This window comes from Tolypothrix campylonemoides VB511288_2, assembly GCF_045999855.1.
Lineage (GTDB): Bacteria > Cyanobacteriota > Cyanobacteriia > Cyanobacteriales > Nostocaceae > Scytonema > Scytonema bouteillei_A.
In genome coordinates, this window is record NZ_JBFPMW010000002.1 from 744663 (window position 1) to 763092 (window position 18430).

The window sequence follows — 18430 nt, forward strand, 5'->3', positions numbered from 1 at the left end:
ACACGCACGAAAAAGTACGTTTTTATACAAAAATTTTGTAAAAATTCGCAGACTTGAGAAATAAGCTTCTCGCTCAAACTCCATTGTTATTGATAATAAGCAACGGAGTCATGGGGATTGGAGTACTCGCGAGCCAGCCCTAATTAGACTTAAAATAAGATCGACTTCATTACAAGCGTTGAAAACCTTTAGCTGATTGCTTTTGACCCTTTCCTTTAGGCTTAGATTTACTAACTTCCACCACAGCTTCTTGAAATAGGTTGTGTAGGTGTATTGGTACGCTAGCAATATCTGGTAACTCTGGTTCTATGGGCTTGTTGAATTCTTGCAATAGTGTGTTTAAGTTTTCTTGCAGCTGAAACTCCGGACGTTGTAACACTGTTTGCACAACTTTTTCTAACTGTATGGGATACCGTTCGGCTAAGCGATGCCAAATAAAAGTGTTAATACTTTTATCTTCAAGATAAAAACGGATAAGTTTTTCAGCACCTTCTACACTTTGCCAATCTTCTGTTTCTAGAATTTGTTGGACTTTGGCATAAGTTGGGAGAAACATTTGTCCCCATCGGGGATGAGAAAGAGCAGTGACTTGCTCTGCTTTCTTGAGTTCAGCTGGTAAGTCAACTTTTGGCATTACCATTTTGCTAGAGTTATTTTGACTCCCAAACATTTGAGAGACTGTTTTGGAATCAGCGCCTAATTCCTCAGCAACTGCTTGAATTTCTTCTTGTTCAATACCGGATTCTTGTACGATTTCTTCCAGAGATTTTGAAGGGTCAATCCCTGCTGCTTCCAAGCGCTTTTGTGTCATGACTTCTTGAAATTCAGCAATCTTCTTGTTGAGTTGATACCCCGGTAAGGTGACTTCATCTCTTTCAAAAAAGTCTACAAATTGTTGGTGATATTGTTCTACTGATAACCAAGCTTCTTCTAGTAACTCGGGTGCATCTCCGTAGAGTTGGTTGCGATAATTGTCTTTAAAATTACCTATCGCAACTGCCAGTTTCGGTTTACCCAATTTACCCATAAGTGTCTGTGGTCCGGAAAACGTCCAGTAAGTGTCTGTCACGGGAGAAATGCGGGTAAGTATAATTTCTCCGTCTTTGACACGAGACAGTTCTTTTTGGATTTGGGTATTGTTTGGCTTGACTGTGTAATGCTTTGCAGTCAACCAATTCATAAGTTCAAAACCATCAGGTAGAATCTTGGTGACGGCAAATAAGCCAATAAATGTATGATGCCAACTTTTAATGAGTTTGCGATCGCTTTCTGAGAGATCGGCTTGGCTTTCTACGTACAGATCTAGTGGTGAGGAGTCTCCCACTCTTCCTTCTGTAATAAATGAGTCAATTACAAAATCCTTTTGGAAACTGTCACCGCTACCGCGACGCGATTTCTCAGCAGCATAGGTCTCCAAGGCTTGTGCTAGTTCATCCTCAGCATCAAACACAAAATCAGTTATATCTTGTTGTAGTTGGTGCGATCGCTCTAATATGGCATCCACAAGTTTATGTCACAGAAACCTACAATTGCACAATAGAGGTTTTGAAAGAATTTGAGTATCTGCGCTTGGGAGGAATTTTTAGAGCTTGCGCTTTTTGACACCTAAACCATCAAAACCCTTCGCCTTTTTCTGCTCATTTGCTACATCTGCTATACTGAGAACTGCAAACACTCGTCCTGATTCTTAGGAACAAATCTAGATGAATCGCTACAAAAGTTTGAAGCTAGGACTAAAACTGGGATTGGAGTTTTGGCTACCCTTAGTGCTGTTAGGATTTGTTTTGTGGGTAGGAGGAGGGTGTGTGATGGATGGAATCTTGAGTCAGCCAGACCACGGAGAAAGTCATTTAAAGGTGGAAATGCAGCCGATCAAGCCACGTCAAACGTTAAGACTTTTTATTAAGGCAGAAATAGACAAACAGAGAGGTATTTCTAGGGTTGAAGTCAAGACAGCTTACAAAGCCGTGAAAGGTTTGACGTTTGTGTTTCCAGTTACAGAAGCAAGCCAAGTGGAAGCAGCGATCGCGAAAGAGTTAGGATTGCTTCCAGAGGATATTAGGAGCGTGATGTACTATCAAAAAAAACTTAAGGATAGATATTAAAAGTACTACTAGTTTCGCGTGCATTTCCCTCAATAAAATTGGCTTGGGAACTTTCAAAATAAAAAATCTTTAGCTTTTTCTTGTATGGTTGGGAGCCAGGATGTCTGGTTTATTTTAAACTTTGTCTATGGTCTGAAATGAGAAAAAGTGCAATATTTAGAAGGAATATTATAGTGGTATAGTCCGTTTCCATGCTTGAAGAAGTTCGCCGCGCTAGCAAAGATATATTTGATGTACTGAAGGAAAACAAATCAACAACAAAGCTTGGATGGTCTTTGGATCGACGAGATCCAAAATTTATTCAACTTTTTATGCCTATATGGAAATGGCTGTATGAGTATTATTTTCGAGTAGAAACGAGTGGTTGGCACCACATACCCACTCAAGAAAAGGTCTTATTTGTGGGTTCTCATAGTGGGGGATTTGCAGCACCTGATATGTTTATGGTGATGTATGACTGGTTCCAAAGGTTTGGTGTGGAAAAACCCGTGTACGGTTTATTACATCCTAAGGTATGGCTGGCGTCTCCCCTACTGTCAGTGATGGCTGCAAAAGTTGGTGCTGTAGTGGCTCATCCAAAAATGGCAGTTGCGGCTTTGGATTCGGGAGCCAGTGTACTGGTGTATCCGGGTGGAGTTCAAGATGTTTTCCGACCCTTTTATTTGCGTAACAAAATTAACTTGGCTGGACGCAAGGGGTTTATTAAATTAGCATTACAGAAAAATGTCCCCATAGTACCTGTCATTTCTACTGGGTCTCACGACACGTTTCTGGTGCTGGCTAATTGCTATGATATTGCACAGCAACTCCACAAATGGGGAATGCCTTGGATTTTAGGGATCGATCCTGAAATTTTTCCTATTTATTTGGGCTTACCTTGGGGTGTTGCTTTTGGTCCTTTACCTCATATCCCAATCCCTGTAACTATTCGCACTCGCGTTTGTCCCCCGATTGTTTTTGAGCGTTATGGAAAACAATCGGCTCGCGACAGCGAGTATGTTAATACGTGTTACGAGATGGTTCGGAGTCAAATGCAGCAAGAGTTGGACTCGTTAATTCAATTTTCTTCTTTGTGAAAAACTCAAAATCTCAATTTGGTGCAGGAACTTCTATAGGTTGGGGTTCTCTGACTTGAGGTTCTTGAGACAAAGACGGAACTCTTACCTCAGGTTCTTCCTGAGAGTTGGCGTGGGGGTGAAATTGCGGACGAAATTCTACGGTGTTGCGTTTGATGGTAATATCGTAATTGCCAAAAAAGTCGTGTCCTAGGAGCCCAGTCTCCAATTCTGCACCTGCGATCGCGACTGGAAGTTGGCGTGTTTTTACCCCACCAACTTCCATTGAATCCACATAACCGACGGGAAATTCAACTGCTTTAGAACTAGCAGTGTTTGCTTTGGCTTTTGTCACTGGAACGACGCCCAAAGCAAGTGCCATTTTCTGAGTAATGACTGTCCCGCTTGCTCCGGTATCAAGAATCATCTCAAAACTCTGAAGCCCGTTGAAAGTCACTTCAATAATTGGCGTACCGCCCAATCTTCTCTTGATGGGAGCGCTATATACTGGGGGTTCGTTGGGTTTTGGAACTGCAATCGGAATTGCATACGCTTGTTTTTGTTTGACCGACACTACATTTCGCCTTGATAGGGGTAGAGACGGTTTTTTTGGTATCAAAACAGCAGTTTTTTGATTGAGATTTTGTTGTTGTGCAGCAGGGATAGTTGGAGCCAGACCGACCACTGTATCTGGTGGTGTGGGTATTAGAACTGGTGGAGTCACAGGACGTGTTGCTCGCTGTACGGCATATTTTAGCTGGCGTTGGTAATCCAGTACTCTTGCTTGGGCGCTATTGAAATAAGGGCTATCAACTGGCACTTTTTTCATCAGCGCGATCGCCTCTCGCAGCTCCGTTGCTACTAGCTTCCAATCTTCTGAGGATTGAGCAGACTGGCTGATGCTTAGAGCACCAACTGCTTTGTCCAATCCTTGCTCAAAATAACTCAATTCAATTTCAGACGGTTGTTGCCTGACTGGGTTTAGTTGCGGGATATTTGGCTTTTCTACCGTTGTGGCAGTTGGCGGGGCAACCTTTTTTTCAGTAGGCAGTTGGTGCTCATCTTTACTTATCTTGGTAGCAGCCTGTTGCCCTTGTTGACAACTAACTGCTACAACCGCCAGTGTTGATGAGACAACAATTAACGCTGCACGGGATAAAATGGGCTGAAGCATAATTAATAAAATTTTACCCGTCTGGTCTCCTATAAATCTACTATCACTCCTAATTTGTGTTTAAAGATTTTGTGTTTTAATTTCTTAAGTTTTTATTAACATAACTCTTTCGTGACGAAATCAATAATTTATGGCATAATAGTCCATCGCAGTCTTGAGAGGCAGGGGACTGGGGATTGGGGACTGGAGATTTAGAAAAGTTTCACATACCCAATCTCCAATCCCCATTGCCCCTTATCCCCAGAGGGGACCCCAAGTTCCCCAATCCCCTTTACTTTAATCGGCTATGCCCCTATCTGACGCAATACCCGCTATTCTTGTTTTGGCAGATGGAACAACCTATCGTGGTTGGTCATTTGGTGCTACCCAAACCACAATTGGCGAAGTGGTGTTTAACACTGGCATGACAGGATATCAAGAAGTGCTGACCGATCCCAGTTACTGCGGTCAGATAGTCGTGTTTACTTACCCGGAATTGGGAAACACTGGCGTTAATCCAGAGGATGAGGAATCAGATAGACCCCAGGTGCGGGGTGCGATCGCACGCAATATTTGTAACCGTCCAAGTAACTGGCGCTCAACACAATCTTTACCCGATTACCTCAAACAGCATGAAATCCCCGGTATTTATGGAATTGATACGCGGGCGTTGACTCGCAAAATCCGCATGGTTGGAGCCATGAACGGTGGGATTTCGACTGAAATTCTTGATGAGGCAGAACTGCTAGAACAGGTACAAGCAGCGCCCAGCATGAAAGGGTTGAATCTTGTTCGAGAAGTCACCACATCAGATATATATGAGTGGTCGGAACCGACAAACCCTGTTTGGGAATACAGTGCTGCATCCAAAGTCAACGATGGAGAGAGTTTCACCGTTGTTGCTCTTGACTTTGGTGTGAAACGCAACATCTTACGTCGATTAGCCAGTTATGGCTGTCGGGTCATCGTAGTTCCAGCCAATACCCCGCCTGAGGAAATCCTGAAATACAACCCGGATGGAATCTTTCTTTCCAACGGTCCGGGAGATCCAGCCGCTGTCAGCGAAGGTATTGAAACCACAAAAGCACTGCTTGGAGTGCAAAAACCCATGTTTGGGATCTGCTTGGGACACCAAATTATTGGTCGCGCCCTCGGAGCTGAGACTTTTAAGCTGAAATTTGGTCACAGGGGCTTGAATCAACCAGCAGGATTGCAACAACGAGTGGAAATTACCAGCCAAAATCACAGTTTTGCGATCGATCCAGATTCTTTACCAGAAGCTGTTGTAGAAGTGAGTCATCTTAACCTCAACGATCGCACCGTCGCTGGCGTCCGTCATAAATCTCTGCCTGTATTTTCAGTACAGTACCATCCAGAAGCCAGCCCCGGTCCTCACGATGCCGATTATTTGTTTGAGCAATTTGTACAACAAATGCGATCGTCTCGTTGAGGGAATCCCCACTTCCTTTATGCCAATTGGTCGTAGACAGCATATACTAAAACCATCTATACTGGAGCGTTCACCATAATTTATGAGGAGGGAATTATTGCTGAGCCACTTAATCTAACCGTAAGCCTGAGAGGCACTCGTGAAGTTCGAGATAACTGTCAGCTATTCCGCCTCACAGGTTTGTTAGACGCCTTTTCCGAACCGACGTTTCGCAAGGTGCTTGGTAGCAAGATAGAAGAAGGACCAAAGCACATTATTCTGGATTTGTCTCAAATTGATTTTGTTGACAGTTCTGGATTGGGTGCTTTGGTACAGTTAGCTAAGCAGGCTCAAGGTTCTGAAGGTACCTTGCAAATTGTCACGAATGCCCGTGTCACCCAAACAGTCAAGCTCGTTCGCCTGGAGAAGTTTCTAGCCCTGCAATCATCAGTAGATGCGGCTCTAGAGAACGTGAAACAATCTTGACGCTCGGACACAGTTTAAGGTGAATTTACATCTTGCACTACGCCACACCCAAGGCTAGAAGACTGTTGGCTCCTGCTGCAAGGTGTAAAGAGAACTAGATTCGCCAAACAGCCTCTCGCTATACCTTAGTTGGTGGAGAGACGGGCAGTTGCTGTGACTCTGTAATCCAGAGCGAGGAACTGCCCGTGTAAATTGGCGGAAGTTAAGAATTTGTGTCAGAATTGTTAAGTTTTTAGCCAAAAAATCCAAAAAATATGTAAAAATTTCTCTAGATAGCACTTGGTTCGCGTTATAATGTGCTATATTGTAATGATGAAGGTTTAGTATCATATAATGCTTGATACTTCAGCCGTAAAAGTATGTTATACCAATTTAGATTTTGGATTGAGAAAGCCTTAATGGACTTAACCTCACCTGACTATCTATAGCATTCTTTTTTAAAGTTGGTATTAGTGTGCGATCCCAAGATGCAGACTTGGATGGTTTCAAGATAGACCTCATGCACAAAATGGCAACCAAAAATTGAAAAAAAAGTTACAATTAGTGAGTTGATTTTTCAGCATTCATTATGCTTGAGTAAAGCTGCATGGCAATAGAAAGGGCAGATTAAGCTGAATAACTCGAAGGAAGCTTCCCAAAAATAGGTTGTGAGGAAAAGAGGGCTTGTGACGTCACAGGAGGAAGATCTACACGATGAACCCAGTTCAGTTCCCAATAAGGGTACTGATTGGTGTCAAATGTTGGGAGAATCCAGAACGCGATTATGCCAAGACTTTTCACAGACACAACTGCGACAAGTTTCTCCTACTGCCTTAGCCTATTTGGGAGATGCAGTTTACGAACTGTATATTAGAATGTTTTATCTGTTACCACCACAACGACCAGAGGCATATCATCGTTTAGTGGTGTCACAGGTCAGGGCAGAAACGCAGGCTGAGATGTTGCGATCTCTCTATCCTCATCTGAGGAGTAGTGAGTTAGAAATTGTCCGCAAAGGTCGTAATGCTGCTACAGGGCGTCCCAAAAGGATCCATCCCGAAACATACCAACAGGCAAGTAGTTTAGAAACCTTAATTGGCTATCTGTATCTTAGCGATTTCCAGCGCTTAGCCGAACTGTTACAAAAACTTCAACTGGAAAAATGATGAGAAATTAATCTGATGACAGAAAACTGATAGAGTAAGTTCGGTCATTTGATGTAAATAAATATGCCCATTTGTACGCGCTAGCACTTATTTCTACCATGATAAATAAACCAAGACCAACCAAAAATTCTAGTGAAATCAATGGCAAAATATCCCCGGTAAAGAAGGGAAAGCGTGTTATATCAAGACGCCCTTCCAGTAAGCCCGGAGCCAAAGTTATTCCCAATACGACTCAGTCCGGCGCTAAAGTTATACCCAACACACTTAAGAGACAAAATCGTGATGTCTCAGAGTTCATCGCACCTATTGGAGACCAAGAAGACGTAGATCTTATATACGGTCGTCATTCAGTTTTAAGTGCTTTGGAAAGCGAGCGAAATCTCAACCGCCTTTGGATTGTATCTCGCTTGCGCTACGACCACCGCTTTCATTCGCTTATTCTACGAGCAAAGGAAAACGGTACTATTATTGACGAAGTAGAACCAAAGCGCTTAGATCAAATCACTTCTTCAGCCAACCATCAGGGAGTCGCAGCACAGATTGCTCCCCATGCATATCTCAGTTTAAGTGATTTGATTGAACGGGCTAAGTCTGTTAGCGATCCCGTGATTGTCGCGGCTGACGGAATTGAAGATCCCCACAATTTAGGGTCTATTATTCGCTCTGCAGAAGCACTTGGAGCGCAAGGGTTATTAATCCCGCAACGCAGGGCAGTTGGAATTACTTCAACAGTGATGAAAGTTGCTGCAGGTGCTTTAGAAAATTTTCCCGTAGCAAGAGTCGTTAATTTGCATCGCGCTTTAGAAGAATTAAAAGCAGCTGGCTTTTGGATCTACGGAACTGCGGCAAATGCAAGCGAACCCATACATACAGTTAACTTTAGCGGTCCTACAGTATTAGTCGTTGGCTCTGAAGGCGAGGGTTTAGGTATTTTGACACAACGCTGCTGCGATTTTTTAGTGTCAATACCCCTACAAGGTAAAACTCCCAGTCTCAATGCCTCAGTAGCAGCAGGTATGGCGCTATATGAAATATACCGCCAACGTTGGGTGAATACACTGCACTTCGATAAATTAAAATTCACACCAGGAGAAGCATCCCTAGTCAAGGGAAGGTTCAATGGTCGTGGAAGCGCTAACAGTTAACAGGGGATAAAACGGTTTGGGTGCTAACTGCCGAGCAAAATATACACAGCAGTTATCAATCAACCGTCAAGAAACGATAATTTTAGAAAAATTTCTTTGAAAAAAGAAGAGTAAACAGAGTATAAAGAAATGTAAAAAGAACAATCTTCCGTTGTACCCATTTCATTTAAACCCTGTAACAAATTAAAAATCAGAGAAAACCATGAAGACTATTTGGCAAAACTTTAAGGAAGCGCTGATTAACGTATTTCAAGGATTTGGTTTGGCTTGGTGGGTCGAAGTAGTGACACAAAACCCTCGTTGCACTTACTATTTTGGGCCATTTCTAAGTTCTACTGAAGCGAAAACCGCAATCAAAGGTTATGTAGAAGATTTGGAGCAAGAAGGTGCTCAGGGAATCGCTATCAATGTTAAACGTTGTAAGCCAGCCGCTTTGACAATCGCAGATGACTTGGGGGAACGGATTGACCGCAAAGTCCAGCCGATCTTTAGCGGTCAAATGTAAGAGGCTAAGAGCTAATAGCTAATAGCTAATAGCTAATTGCTAATTGTGCCATTAGCCATTAGCCATTAGCTGTTACCTGCGGATGTTGTTCTAGCCAAAGTTCGATGTCGTTCAAAACTTGGTTGGGAATTTCCCAAGGAAACAGATGCGCTGTATCGGAATAACACAGCCATTGGGAATTTTTGAGAAACTGAAATGTTTCCAAACTGGAATTAGCTGTAATATGACAGTCTTGAGCACCAGCAAGCACTAAACTCGGACAGTTGATTTGCTCCAAGTCTGTTAGTCGGTCGTAACCGCTTTTAATGGCAGTAAACAAGGCGCGAGTCGCAGCAGATGAAGTTTGTAAATAAGCAGGTACTGCGTGTTTTGCTATATAACCGTATGCGGTGGGCGTATGTTGCCTAATAAGATACTTAAAGAGCGATCGCTTACCAAAAGTATCAATATTCCACATCCAGTCATGTTTTATACAACTTAGCAGTGCGGCAATACCAGTATAAAGATTTTCCTGCAAAGTAACGGGAGGATGATTGCTTCTCGGCTTAGCTGCTGTTGCTATCAGTATCAGCCCTGTGACCCGTTCGGGTAAGCGTAACGCCAATTCCATTGCTAAAATACCACCTAAAGACCACCCTAGGATCAAACACTTTTTAATTTGATAGCGGTCTAGTAGATTTTCGAGATCCAGCAAATGGTCGTGCATAACAAAATTTTGCGTGTAGCGACTTCTCCCATAACCGCGTAAGTCAGGAGCAAAAGTTTGAAACCGCTTTGATAAGCGATCGCTAAACACAGAAAGACTCGAACCAGAACCGGGATGACCGTGCAAGCAAAGGATCGGAAACCCTTCACCCTGAATATATACGTTAAGGTTTGCAGCGTTTAAAGATTTGTACATTGCTAATGGCTAATTGCTAATTGCTAATTGCTAATTGTAAGAACTACCATGAGCCATTAACCATTAGCCATTAGCCCTCCCTTGTTCGCCAGTCGCCAGGGCGCGGGAAAACCTCGCCCTGCAAGCTGGTCTCACCATTAGCCATGAGCCATTAGCCATTAGCCCTTAAACTCTTTATATCCACCCGCATAAGTAATGACACACATTTGCCTGTAAAAAGAGTGAATTCCAAAGGCAACACCTGCGACCTTAAAAGCAGGGTTAAACATATTAATTCTATGACCTCGATCGGGGACTCCATCATCGATAATTAACTGCATCACAATGTCTTGTGCTGTATGGGAGCCGTAGCTAATATTTTCCCCCGCAGTTAATTGCCATTTTCCATAACGATTGAGGCGAGTAAAGGGATCGCTCTTGTCACTGCCTTTATGACCAACGATCCCTAACGCTCCTTGGTCTTTGACATGATCTCTTGCAGCTAATGACATTCCTTTGGATATGCGAAGAGACCCTACAGGACGAACTGATTTGAGAAAGGCAATGGCTTCATCGACTGGTTTTACCCCTTCTTGTGTTTGCAAGTAAACACGACTCGAAAGCCTGACGCGATCGCCTTCAAAACGCTGTCTGTAATTTTCTAACACAGCAGCATAAGCAGTGGGATTGGTTCTCGCTTTATTCATCTCCACAATCACTTGTTGTTCGAGACGCGAAAGACTCCCAGGACGTGAATTAGAATCCTCTTGAGGAATTTTAGGTTCCTCAGGTTCGTATTGAGACAGGAAATCACAGGATGTAGCAAACAGGGCAATCGGTGTTAGTATCCAGAGCGGCGTCCAACGCATAACAAGCAAAATAATTCGTAATTCACATGACTAACTTAATAATTACGAATTACGAATTATGAATTACGAATTTCTCAATTTATTTTTCTTTGTATCCACCAGCGTAAGTGATCACGCACATGGTTCTGTATTTAGTATGTGTTCCATAAGCAACACCAGCGACGCTAAAGTTGGGATTAAAGAGGTTTTTTCTATGACCGCGATCTGGAACTCCATCGTCAATGATGAGCTGCATAACAATGTCCGTAGCCGTGTTGGGACCGTAACTGATATTTTCTCCTGCGGTAGAGATCCAGTTACCATAGCGATTTATCCGAAGTGATGGATTGCTACCATCCGTTCCCTTGTGACCTGTATGACCTTTTGGTCCTGAATCTTGAACGTGGTCTCTTGCGCCTAAAGACATACCTTTAGATATTGTCAGAGGGTTCAATGGACGAGCCGTTCTTAAAAAAGCCAAAGCTTCATCAACGGCTGGTGCTCCTTCCTGAGTTAGCAAGATAACGCGATCGGAAAGTTTGACTTTTTTCCCTTGAAAACGCTGTCTGTAGCTTTCCATGATGGGAATATAGGCTTGCGGATTCATCCGCACTCTGTTCATTTCGGCGACAACCTGCTGTTCCAATGTTGATAAATAACCGGAACGTGCTGCAACAACAGAATTATCTTCTCTAATAACTGTGGAATTTAAGTTTTTTGGCTTAGCTACTGATGGATCGAACGTAATGAATGGAAACCCGCAGCTAGCTATCAGGGCAATAGGGAAAAACACACCTAAACTATTGCGACGCATTAATTACCTCACGACTACTGTTCTACGAGTTAATTGGGTTGAATGGATGCACCATGTTTTGCTCAAGTAAATAAGATTTGGTTAGTAGAGCACTTTAACAAAACTTGCAACCTGCAACCTTTGTAACCTTTGTAACAACACACCGTAAACAGTGAACCCACTTAAAATAAGGTTTATGGGTGAATACTGAATGTTCCAGAAAATACTCTATGTATATAAGAGCACGAAATATTATACGATAATCTACTCAGCTTTTGCGAACGCGAGTTAATAGAGCTTCTATTTCACCAAGCTGTATGGCACCAGATAAAACCTCTCCATTCATGATGAAGAAGGGAGTACCGGAAAGCCCCAAAGTCTGGGCAAGCTGACTATCTTTTTCAATAGCAGCAGTGGCGAGAACGCGATCGCTTTTAAATTTGTCCAGATCGAGATTGAGCTTGTTTGCAGTATCTAAGTAGAATTGTTCGCCTAGTTGCTTTTGATTGGTAAACAGAGCATCCTGATACTCCCAGAATTTGCCTTGTTGCTGTGCAGCCCAGGCGGCTGTTGCAGCTGGTACAGCTTGAGGATGAATGTTTGTGAGAGGGAAATGTTTGTATACAAGGGTGACTTCATCCTGGTGCTCTACCATAAACTTCTTCAAAGTTTTGTATGCTTGAGCACAGTACGGGCATTCAAAATCAGAAAATTCAACCAACAAAATTTTTAAATCTTTAGATCCCGTGGTGGGAGATTGACCAATAACCGATAAGGGATCGGTTTTCATTTGTTGCACAAAGGTTTGCTGTGCTTGCTGGATTTGAGAGCGCTGTTTTTGTTGGTATGCTTGTACTGACTCGACAATCGCTTCTGGGTGCTCGCGGAGGATTTGCAACACTTGTTGTTCGAGTTGTGGATTTATGCGGGCTGCTTGCGCTGGAAGTGACCAACTCATGACCAGACCAATAAATCCAACCACTGCAAAGCTACGTAGCCATAACAGTAGTTTTCCGACCAAATAGGAGAATGCATACATACCAAATATTTTTTGTATGTAGGTTAAACGGTCTTCACATTCTCTTAGTATTGACTGATAAGGGGCAGAAAATCTAGGTATAAAGATTGAATTATCTTATACTTATCCGCACAATAGATAACGAAGTCTAGTTTTACACATTAAAACTCTACGGAGAAAAAAGGCATCCCTAGAGGTTAAAAGCTTGATGTTACTAGCATGCAGCCCCTAGAGATGGGTCTACACATAGGAGTAAATTATAATTTATATTTAGTTTTGTAACGAAGCCAAAATAGTATTTTCAGGTACTTGACAGCAGACGTTTTTTTTATCAATTTTTGATGGCAGTCAACAGCAAGGGAAAAATGCAACTTTTACCCTTTTCCTTTTGTCCTCAATATGGATGACATTGTTCGTTCAAGATTTATTGATAATCTCTTTCAACAACTGATTCATTTGATTGATAGTAACGGCAACCCTCACACGGTCCTTCAGGATTTACAGCACAACGGATATAACCAGAACGGGCATTATAGCAACAACTAATATCACCAATCAGGTAACCGACTCCTTCTAAGTAGTAGCGATCGCTCGGCTCAGATGTATTATTTTGCTCTATGCGTCTTCTTGAAGAAGCCATAGGGACTCGTGTGAACTGCAAGCGTGTTCTAGCCTGAGATTTACGCATCAACCACAGGGAGATCAGGGACGGTAAAAAACCAATGGCAATCACTAAAAGTGTTTTCACTTCAACACCTTCTTTTTAGATCTGTTAGTTGCCACATCACTTTTTCATGCGTTGGCAATCTCTAGTAGAGATGCAAGACTGAGTTGTCATCTGCTACTTAACTCAGCATAACTGCTACAACTTAAACTGTGGGTTATTACCAAAAATTTACCACTTAAGGTTTCTACGCCGAGCCACTAACCTGTGGCGCAGACAACTTGCACATTCTAAGACTTTGAGAAAATAAGGCAAACCCTCCCCCGCTCTCTTCCTGGAGCGACAAGAGAAAATGAAATACCTTATAATTTTATTCTTTAGCTTGCAAAAGGGCTGCTTATAGCATAAATGTACTATCAATACCGATGAGAAGCTCGTACATTTTCTATTAATAAATTTTTTTTATAGCTAAGCCGCCAATACTCAAGTTTATCTATAGACACTGCCTTGGTCATAACGTTCACACCGTTACCCCGCCAAGCCACCTCTGGATCTGTTGTAAAAACGCCGCACTCTAATTGCTCTAGATTAATATTCCAATATTCGCTAAATCTACTTTTTAAAGTTATAACCTGCTCAAAAACTTTATTTCTATGCTTGTTTCTTCTTTTTCTTTCTGTTGCTCCTGTTGCAGCAGTGTCAATAAATTTAGTTTCAATTATAAAGATTTTTTCGGATGATGTAAGATAAACAAAATCACATTTTCCTAAATCTGTATAATCTGCAATTGGTGATTTTTCAAATAATAACAATTCAGAACATAAAGGAAATATCTGTTGAATATTTAAAAACAAATAGGCTTGTAGTAAAAGTTCTTTATCATATGGAAATCCGACAACACCCTCAAAAAATCGTTTGATATCTTCTTGAGGCTGAGGTTGAATTTTTTTGCAATATAAAACAAATTTGTGAATTTCATCTGCGGTCATCTAACCTTAGCTCCTTCCTCCTTCTACACATACCCTCCCTGGCATAAAAATATACCATTATTTTTAGGAAAGCATCATCCGCAGAAGTAATGAAAAAAACTAATAAGCTTCTATAAAACCTCCGTTAATTTACTGACTTAGGCTTACTTATCTGCTTGCTGTAAATTCTGTACGTAAGCAGTAAATCGAGCATTTTGAAGAGAATGAACGGCAATTCTAGAATCTTGTACCCAAAATTGACGCCCCAGACGTACATAATAACGAGAATTTTCACTTTGTATAATTCCGACGACTGGGACTTTTGATTTTTCTTTGTCCCCTAGTTGTGCATTTATCAAAATGCCTCTCAGGCGATCTTGCTCCTCAATACTTGTTGCTTGGAAAGGTGATAATTCTACCATCACCATCTGTACTGTTTCCACTGGTTCAGCATCTTCTACAATCAATTGAGCTTGATCGTCTCGTCGGTCTAATTTTCCCCAGATAATTAATCTAACATCGACTGCCAGTAATGAATTAATTTTTTCGTAAATCTTAGGAAATACTACAGCTTCTGACTGTGCTGTTAAATCTTCTATCTGCAAAATTGCCATTGGGTCGCCTTTTTTTGTCATGACTTTTTTCACGCCATTAAGCATGACAATAGCGGTAATTGTAGAGTCTTCTTTTTGTTCTCCAAGTTGTGAAAGGTTAATTGGAGATAAAACTCTGGCTGCTTGACGTACAGCTTTTAAAGGATGGTCTGATACATAAAAACCTAAAAGTTCTTTTTCCATCCGCAATTTTTCTTGAGGGGGAAAATCAAGAACGGGTTTTGCTTTGGGTGCTGATTCAAAACCGTTGGGAATTTTGTTGGTACTTGTGGTAGAAAATCCACTCCCTAATAAATCGAAAAGATTTCCCTGTCCGCTTGCTCTATCTCTAGCACGGGATTGCGCCCAATCATAAATAAGTTCAAGATCGTGAACTAGCTGGTTGCGGTTGGAGTCCATTTTGTCAAAAGCTCCACAAGAAATCAGCGCTTCTAAGGTACGTCGGTTAACAGCACGCAAATCGACGCGATCGCAAAAATTAGCTAAAGATTTAAACTCGCCTTCCTTTTCTCTTGCTTCCAAAATACACGCTATTGCGTTTTGTCCCACATTGCGAACAGCTGACAATCCAAATAAAATCTTTCCTCCTGAAGGGGTAAAATCTACACCCGAACGATTGATATCTGGGGGTTCTATTTGAATCCCCATACTCATGCAAGTGGCGATATATTTCTGCACTTTATCTGTATCATCACTGTTAGCTGTTAACAGTGCTGCCATATATTCCAAAGGATAATTGGCTTTCAGGTATGCAGTTTGATATGTCACATAACCGTATGCTGTTGAGTGAGATTTATTGAAACAGTTGGATGCGACTGAACCATTTTTGATAACAAAATTATGGTCGCGTTCAACCCCAATGTCGTATACAGTTTGTTTACCTATAGATTTACGTGTAAGAATTTTAACCATATTTTTATAAAGGGAGTAGAGAGTAGCTGCTACCTCGTTCCCAAGCAGAGCCGGGAAATTCCTTTGAGTGAAGGCTCCGCCTCCTGTTGTCAGCTAGAAGCTGTTAAGTAGCAGCTCGCTCAGAGTTTGGGAACGGGAGAATGAAGTCTATATAATAATGTAGATGAAATCACACCCAGCAGAACGATCTCGCACAACTCAATCAACTCGGTGTGCAGAAAGCCCGATCGTGTATTAAAATCAAGAACTTGAGTGAGAAAGGAGCAATCATGGCATTCATCCGCGAGTTGCATACACAGTTAGTAAAAAAAGAACGTTCTGCGGTTGAAATTACTCAAGAGGCTTTAGACCGCATTCAGGCGGTGGAGCCAAAATTGCACAGTTTTTTGTGCGTGACTGCAGAACTTGCGATCTCGCAAGCGCGGAAAGTAGATGCTAAAATCGCAGCCGGAGAAAACATTGGCATTCTTGCTGGAATTCCCATTGGTATTAAGGACAATATGTGTACCAAGGGTATTCCTACTACTTGCGCCTCCCGAATTTTGGAAAACTTTGTTCCGCCCTACGAGTCAACGGTGACGCAAAAACTGGTAGATGCGGATGCAGTTATGGTAGGAAAAACCAATTTAGATGAGTTTGCCATGGGCGGTTCTACAGAAACTTCTGCCTTCAAACTCACTGCGAATCCTTGGGATTTGTCACGAGTTCCGGGAGGGTCTTCAGGGGGTTCGGCGGCTGCAGTTGCTGCTGAAGAATGTGTTGTGTCTCTGGGTTCTGATACGGGTGGTTCTATCAGACAACCCGCTTCCTTCTGTGGTGTTGTTGGGATGAAACCAACCTATGGGTTAGTTTCTCGTTATGGACTGGTGGCTTTTGCTTCATCTTTAGATCAAATAGGACCCTTTGGACGCACGGTAGAAGATGCTGCAATATTATTGAATGCGATCGCGGGATACGATCCCAAAGACTCCACCAGTTTAAAAGTAGAGATCCCCGATTACACTGTCAACCTAAAACCAGAACTGCCTAAAGGAAAGCTCAGAATTGGTGTTATCAAAGAAACCTTTGGTGAAGGATTAGATTCTGAGGTTGAACAAGCCGTTCGTAAAGCGCTAGAACAACTTCAAGCGTTGGGAGCAGAAATTCAAGAAATTTCTTGTCCTCGATTCCGAGATGGATTACCGAGTTACTATATTATTGCTCCATCAGAAGCATCAGCAAACTTAGCTCGTTACGATGGGGTGAAGTATGGATACCGTGCGGCTGACGCAGAAAATTTGCTGTCAATGTACACCCGGACTCGTGCAACTGGGTTTGGTGCGGAAGTGAAACGCCGGATTATGATTGGTACTTATGCCCTTTCTGCTGGTTATTACGACGCCTACTATCTCAAAGCGCAAAAAGTTCGCACTCTCATCAAACAAGATTTTGAAAAAGCTTTTGAAAAAGTAGACGTGTTGGTTTGTCCTACAGCACCCACGACTGCGTTTAAAGCAGGAGAAAAAACTGCCGATCCCTTAAGTATGTACTTGGTTGACTTGATGACTATTCCTGTCAATCTTGCAGGTTTACCAGGGATCAGTGTTCCCTGTGGTTTTGACACTCATGGATTACCAATTGGTTTGCAATTGATTGGAAACGTGCTGGGAGAAGATCGGCTCTTTCAAGTTGCCCATGCTTACGAGCAGTCAACCACTTGGCATCAGCAGAAACCAAAAATTTAGTAAGTGGTTAGTGGTTAGTGGTTTAAAGCAACAACTAAACAACCAACCACTAACTATTGACCATTAACAACTTCTGAGGTATACTTTACTTGCTTTACACTGCCCAAACTTCCTAATGGTGTTGGCTGTTGATTGTTTGTAGAAACCATCACTGCGCCAGCATTGCCAGAACGAATGACTAACTCTTTTTGTGCTGTCCAAGATTTTCGTTCTCCCTTGCTTAAGGTTCCCTCAAATTCTGTTTTGCCATCTACTTGGACTCGCAACCAAGACTCGTCTTGAAGTTCGATAGAAACTTCTACAGGTGAGGTGGCTCCTACTGAAGGGGAGATTGTGGGAGTAGGGGCGATCGCAGCATTTGGAGTCGCTGTTGGTGTTGGGCTAACGTTAGTTGTAGGTTTTGCGCCCGTTTGTGATGTTCTAGAAGTTGGAGCGATCGATACCCTTGATGTTGGGTTGGGAGAAGGTGTTTGCTGAGCGACTGGGAATACTTTGGGAGATGGATCTGAGACTACTTTTGAGGCTGTTGTCTTGTTTGAGGTAACTTGAGAAATTTTCTTTTGGCTGACAGATTCAGCAGATGGACGTGGAGGATTAAGTATATAAAAAAGTCCTAATGAGGCAGCTACTAATAGCAAAATATATGGTACTGCTAGGGGTATGTATATATTTGGTTTTTTATCTAACTCTCGATCGTCTTGGCTGGCTTCTGGAGGAGGAGAGCAAATACTCGCAAAGTCTTGTGCTATGGCTGTTCCATCCAATCCTATAGCATCACCATAATGGCGAACAAACCCTTGAACGTAGACAGGCTCGGGTAGTTCTTCAAATCTTCCCTCTTCTAAGGCTTGTAAAAAAACAGGGCGAATTCGCGTATAAGCTGCTAGTTCGTCTATACGTATTGCTCTTTCCTCTCTTACCTGCCGTAGATGTGCAACCACTTCCATGAGTTGCTCCTCTTGAGCCTTGCTTGACAGCTTCACCGT

General features: G+C 42.3%; 18 protein-coding genes. 8 read left to right on the plus strand and 10 right to left on the minus strand.

All coding sequences use genetic code 11. The annotated features are described in order from the left end of the window. Window positions 1-169: 169 nt before the first annotated feature. Entirely contained in the window at window positions 170-1504 is a 1335-nt protein-coding gene (locus AB0756_RS07660; RefSeq protein ID WP_038088983.1) for a hypothetical protein, read from the minus strand. Between the two features lie 199 nt (window positions 1505-1703). Between AB0756_RS07660 and AB0756_RS07665 the strand changes: the two genes are divergently transcribed. Continuing rightward, the gene (locus AB0756_RS07665) at window positions 1704-2105 is read left to right on the plus strand and encodes a hypothetical protein (protein WP_038088986.1); all 402 of its coding nucleotides are present in this window, start codon (window positions 1704-1706) and stop codon (window positions 2103-2105) included. A gap of 191 nt (window positions 2106-2296) precedes the next feature. Next, the gene (locus AB0756_RS07670) at window positions 2297-3181 is read left to right on the plus strand and encodes a lysophospholipid acyltransferase family protein (RefSeq protein WP_082051819.1); all 885 of its coding nucleotides are present in this window, start codon (window positions 2297-2299) and stop codon (window positions 3179-3181) included. A 13-nt stretch (window positions 3182-3194) separates the two neighbouring features. On the opposite strand, the gene AB0756_RS07675 is transcribed toward AB0756_RS07670, so the two are convergent. After that, entirely contained in the window at window positions 3195-4334 is a 1140-nt protein-coding gene (locus AB0756_RS07675; protein WP_038088988.1) for a retropepsin-like aspartic protease family protein, read from the minus strand. Between the two features lie 286 nt (window positions 4335-4620). On the opposite strand from AB0756_RS07675, the gene carA reads away from it, so the two are divergent. From carA to AB0756_RS07700, 5 genes are all read left to right on the plus strand, one after another. Further along, on the plus strand, window positions 4621-5763 hold the full coding sequence (carA, locus tag AB0756_RS07680; protein ID WP_038088991.1) for a glutamine-hydrolyzing carbamoyl-phosphate synthase small subunit: 1143 nt from the start codon (window positions 4621-4623) through the stop codon (window positions 5761-5763). Between the two features lie 78 nt (window positions 5764-5841). Next, window positions 5842-6228 (plus strand): STAS domain-containing protein, encoded by a 387-nt coding sequence (locus AB0756_RS07685; protein ID WP_050046399.1) that lies wholly within the window; start codon window positions 5842-5844, stop codon window positions 6226-6228. A gap of 665 nt (window positions 6229-6893) precedes the next feature. Further along, complete coding sequence (locus AB0756_RS07690; RefSeq protein WP_038088998.1) at window positions 6894-7373, plus strand: Mini-ribonuclease 3; 480 nt, start codon at window positions 6894-6896, stop codon at window positions 7371-7373. Between the two features lie 98 nt (window positions 7374-7471). Then, window positions 7472-8518 carry a 23S rRNA (guanosine(2251)-2'-O)-methyltransferase RlmB gene (gene rlmB / locus AB0756_RS07695; protein WP_038089002.1) on the plus strand — a complete coding sequence of 349 codons (1047 nt, stop codon included), beginning with the start codon at window positions 7472-7474 and terminating at the stop codon, window positions 8516-8518. 202 nt (window positions 8519-8720) lie between these two features. Then, on the plus strand, window positions 8721-9023 hold the full coding sequence (locus tag AB0756_RS07700; protein ID WP_038089005.1) for a DUF1816 domain-containing protein: 303 nt from the start codon (window positions 8721-8723) through the stop codon (window positions 9021-9023). 58 nt (window positions 9024-9081) lie between these two features. Here the strand turns inward: AB0756_RS07700 and AB0756_RS07705 are convergent, their stop codons facing one another. The 7 genes from AB0756_RS07705 to AB0756_RS07735 form a co-directional block, all read right to left on the minus strand. Then, entirely contained in the window at window positions 9082-9924 is an 843-nt protein-coding gene (locus AB0756_RS07705) for an alpha/beta fold hydrolase (RefSeq protein ID WP_038089007.1), read from the minus strand. A 158-nt stretch (window positions 9925-10082) separates the two neighbouring features. Then, entirely contained in the window at window positions 10083-10772 is a 690-nt protein-coding gene (locus AB0756_RS07710) for a CAP domain-containing protein (RefSeq protein WP_038089010.1), read from the minus strand. A gap of 79 nt (window positions 10773-10851) precedes the next feature. Next, window positions 10852-11565 (minus strand): CAP domain-containing protein, encoded by a 714-nt coding sequence (locus AB0756_RS07715; protein ID WP_038089013.1) that lies wholly within the window; start codon window positions 11563-11565, stop codon window positions 10852-10854. Window positions 11566-11812: 247 nt separating this feature from the next. Then, the gene (locus AB0756_RS07720) at window positions 11813-12583 is read right to left on the minus strand and encodes a DsbA family protein (RefSeq protein WP_038089015.1); all 771 of its coding nucleotides are present in this window, start codon (window positions 12581-12583) and stop codon (window positions 11813-11815) included. Between the two features lie 403 nt (window positions 12584-12986). Beyond that, the gene (locus tag AB0756_RS07725) at window positions 12987-13250 is read right to left on the minus strand and encodes a DUF6464 family protein (protein WP_237266060.1); all 264 of its coding nucleotides are present in this window, start codon (window positions 13248-13250) and stop codon (window positions 12987-12989) included. 392 nt (window positions 13251-13642) lie between these two features. Next, the gene (locus AB0756_RS07730; RefSeq protein ID WP_038089018.1) at window positions 13643-14215 is read right to left on the minus strand and encodes a hypothetical protein; all 573 of its coding nucleotides are present in this window, start codon (window positions 14213-14215) and stop codon (window positions 13643-13645) included. A gap of 143 nt (window positions 14216-14358) precedes the next feature. After that, window positions 14359-15720, minus strand: a complete 1362-nt coding sequence (locus tag AB0756_RS07735) for a helix-hairpin-helix domain-containing protein (protein WP_038089022.1) — start codon at window positions 15718-15720, stop codon at window positions 14359-14361. Window positions 15721-15989: 269 nt separating this feature from the next. Between AB0756_RS07735 and gatA the strand changes: the two genes are divergently transcribed. Beyond that, on the plus strand, window positions 15990-17444 hold the full coding sequence (gatA, locus tag AB0756_RS07740) for an Asp-tRNA(Asn)/Glu-tRNA(Gln) amidotransferase subunit GatA (RefSeq protein WP_038089092.1): 1455 nt from the start codon (window positions 15990-15992) through the stop codon (window positions 17442-17444). A 53-nt stretch (window positions 17445-17497) separates the two neighbouring features. Here gatA and AB0756_RS07745 read toward each other — a convergent pair whose 3' ends face one another. Continuing rightward, the gene (locus AB0756_RS07745; RefSeq protein ID WP_050046462.1) at window positions 17498-18427 is read right to left on the minus strand and encodes a helix-turn-helix domain-containing protein; all 930 of its coding nucleotides are present in this window, start codon (window positions 18425-18427) and stop codon (window positions 17498-17500) included. Window positions 18428-18430 lie beyond the last annotated feature (3 nt).

What these genes read in the sequence shown, in the direction of transcription:
- AB0756_RS07665 (WP_038088986.1), top strand. Translation starts at nt 1,704, where the DNA reads ATGAATCGCTACAAAAGTTTGAAGCTAGGACTAAAACTGGGATTGGAG.
- AB0756_RS07670 (WP_082051819.1), top strand. Translation starts at nt 2,297, where the DNA reads ATGCTTGAAGAAGTTCGCCGCGCTAGCAAAGATATATTTGATGTACTG.
- AB0756_RS07675 (WP_038088988.1), bottom strand. Translation starts at nt 4,334, where the DNA reads ATGCTTCAGCCCATTTTATCCCGTGCAGCGTTAATTGTTGTCTCATCA.
- carA (WP_038088991.1), top strand. Translation starts at nt 4,621, where the DNA reads ATGCCCCTATCTGACGCAATACCCGCTATTCTTGTTTTGGCAGATGGA.
- rlmB (WP_038089002.1), top strand. Translation starts at nt 7,472, where the DNA reads ATGATAAATAAACCAAGACCAACCAAAAATTCTAGTGAAATCAATGGC.
- AB0756_RS07700 (WP_038089005.1), top strand. Translation starts at nt 8,721, where the DNA reads ATGAAGACTATTTGGCAAAACTTTAAGGAAGCGCTGATTAACGTATTT.
- AB0756_RS07705 (WP_038089007.1), bottom strand. Translation starts at nt 9,924, where the DNA reads ATGTACAAATCTTTAAACGCTGCAAACCTTAACGTATATATTCAGGGT.
- AB0756_RS07710 (WP_038089010.1), bottom strand. Translation starts at nt 10,772, where the DNA reads ATGCGTTGGACGCCGCTCTGGATACTAACACCGATTGCCCTGTTTGCT.
- AB0756_RS07715 (WP_038089013.1), bottom strand. Translation starts at nt 11,565, where the DNA reads ATGCGTCGCAATAGTTTAGGTGTGTTTTTCCCTATTGCCCTGATAGCT.
- AB0756_RS07720 (WP_038089015.1), bottom strand. Translation starts at nt 12,583, where the DNA reads ATGTATGCATTCTCCTATTTGGTCGGAAAACTACTGTTATGGCTACGT.
- AB0756_RS07725 (WP_237266060.1), bottom strand. Translation starts at nt 13,250, where the DNA reads ATGCGTAAATCTCAGGCTAGAACACGCTTGCAGTTCACACGAGTCCCT.
- AB0756_RS07730 (WP_038089018.1), bottom strand. Translation starts at nt 14,215, where the DNA reads ATGACCGCAGATGAAATTCACAAATTTGTTTTATATTGCAAAAAAATT.
- AB0756_RS07735 (WP_038089022.1), bottom strand. Translation starts at nt 15,720, where the DNA reads ATGGTTAAAATTCTTACACGTAAATCTATAGGTAAACAAACTGTATAC.
- gatA (WP_038089092.1), top strand. Translation starts at nt 15,990, where the DNA reads ATGGCATTCATCCGCGAGTTGCATACACAGTTAGTAAAAAAAGAACGT.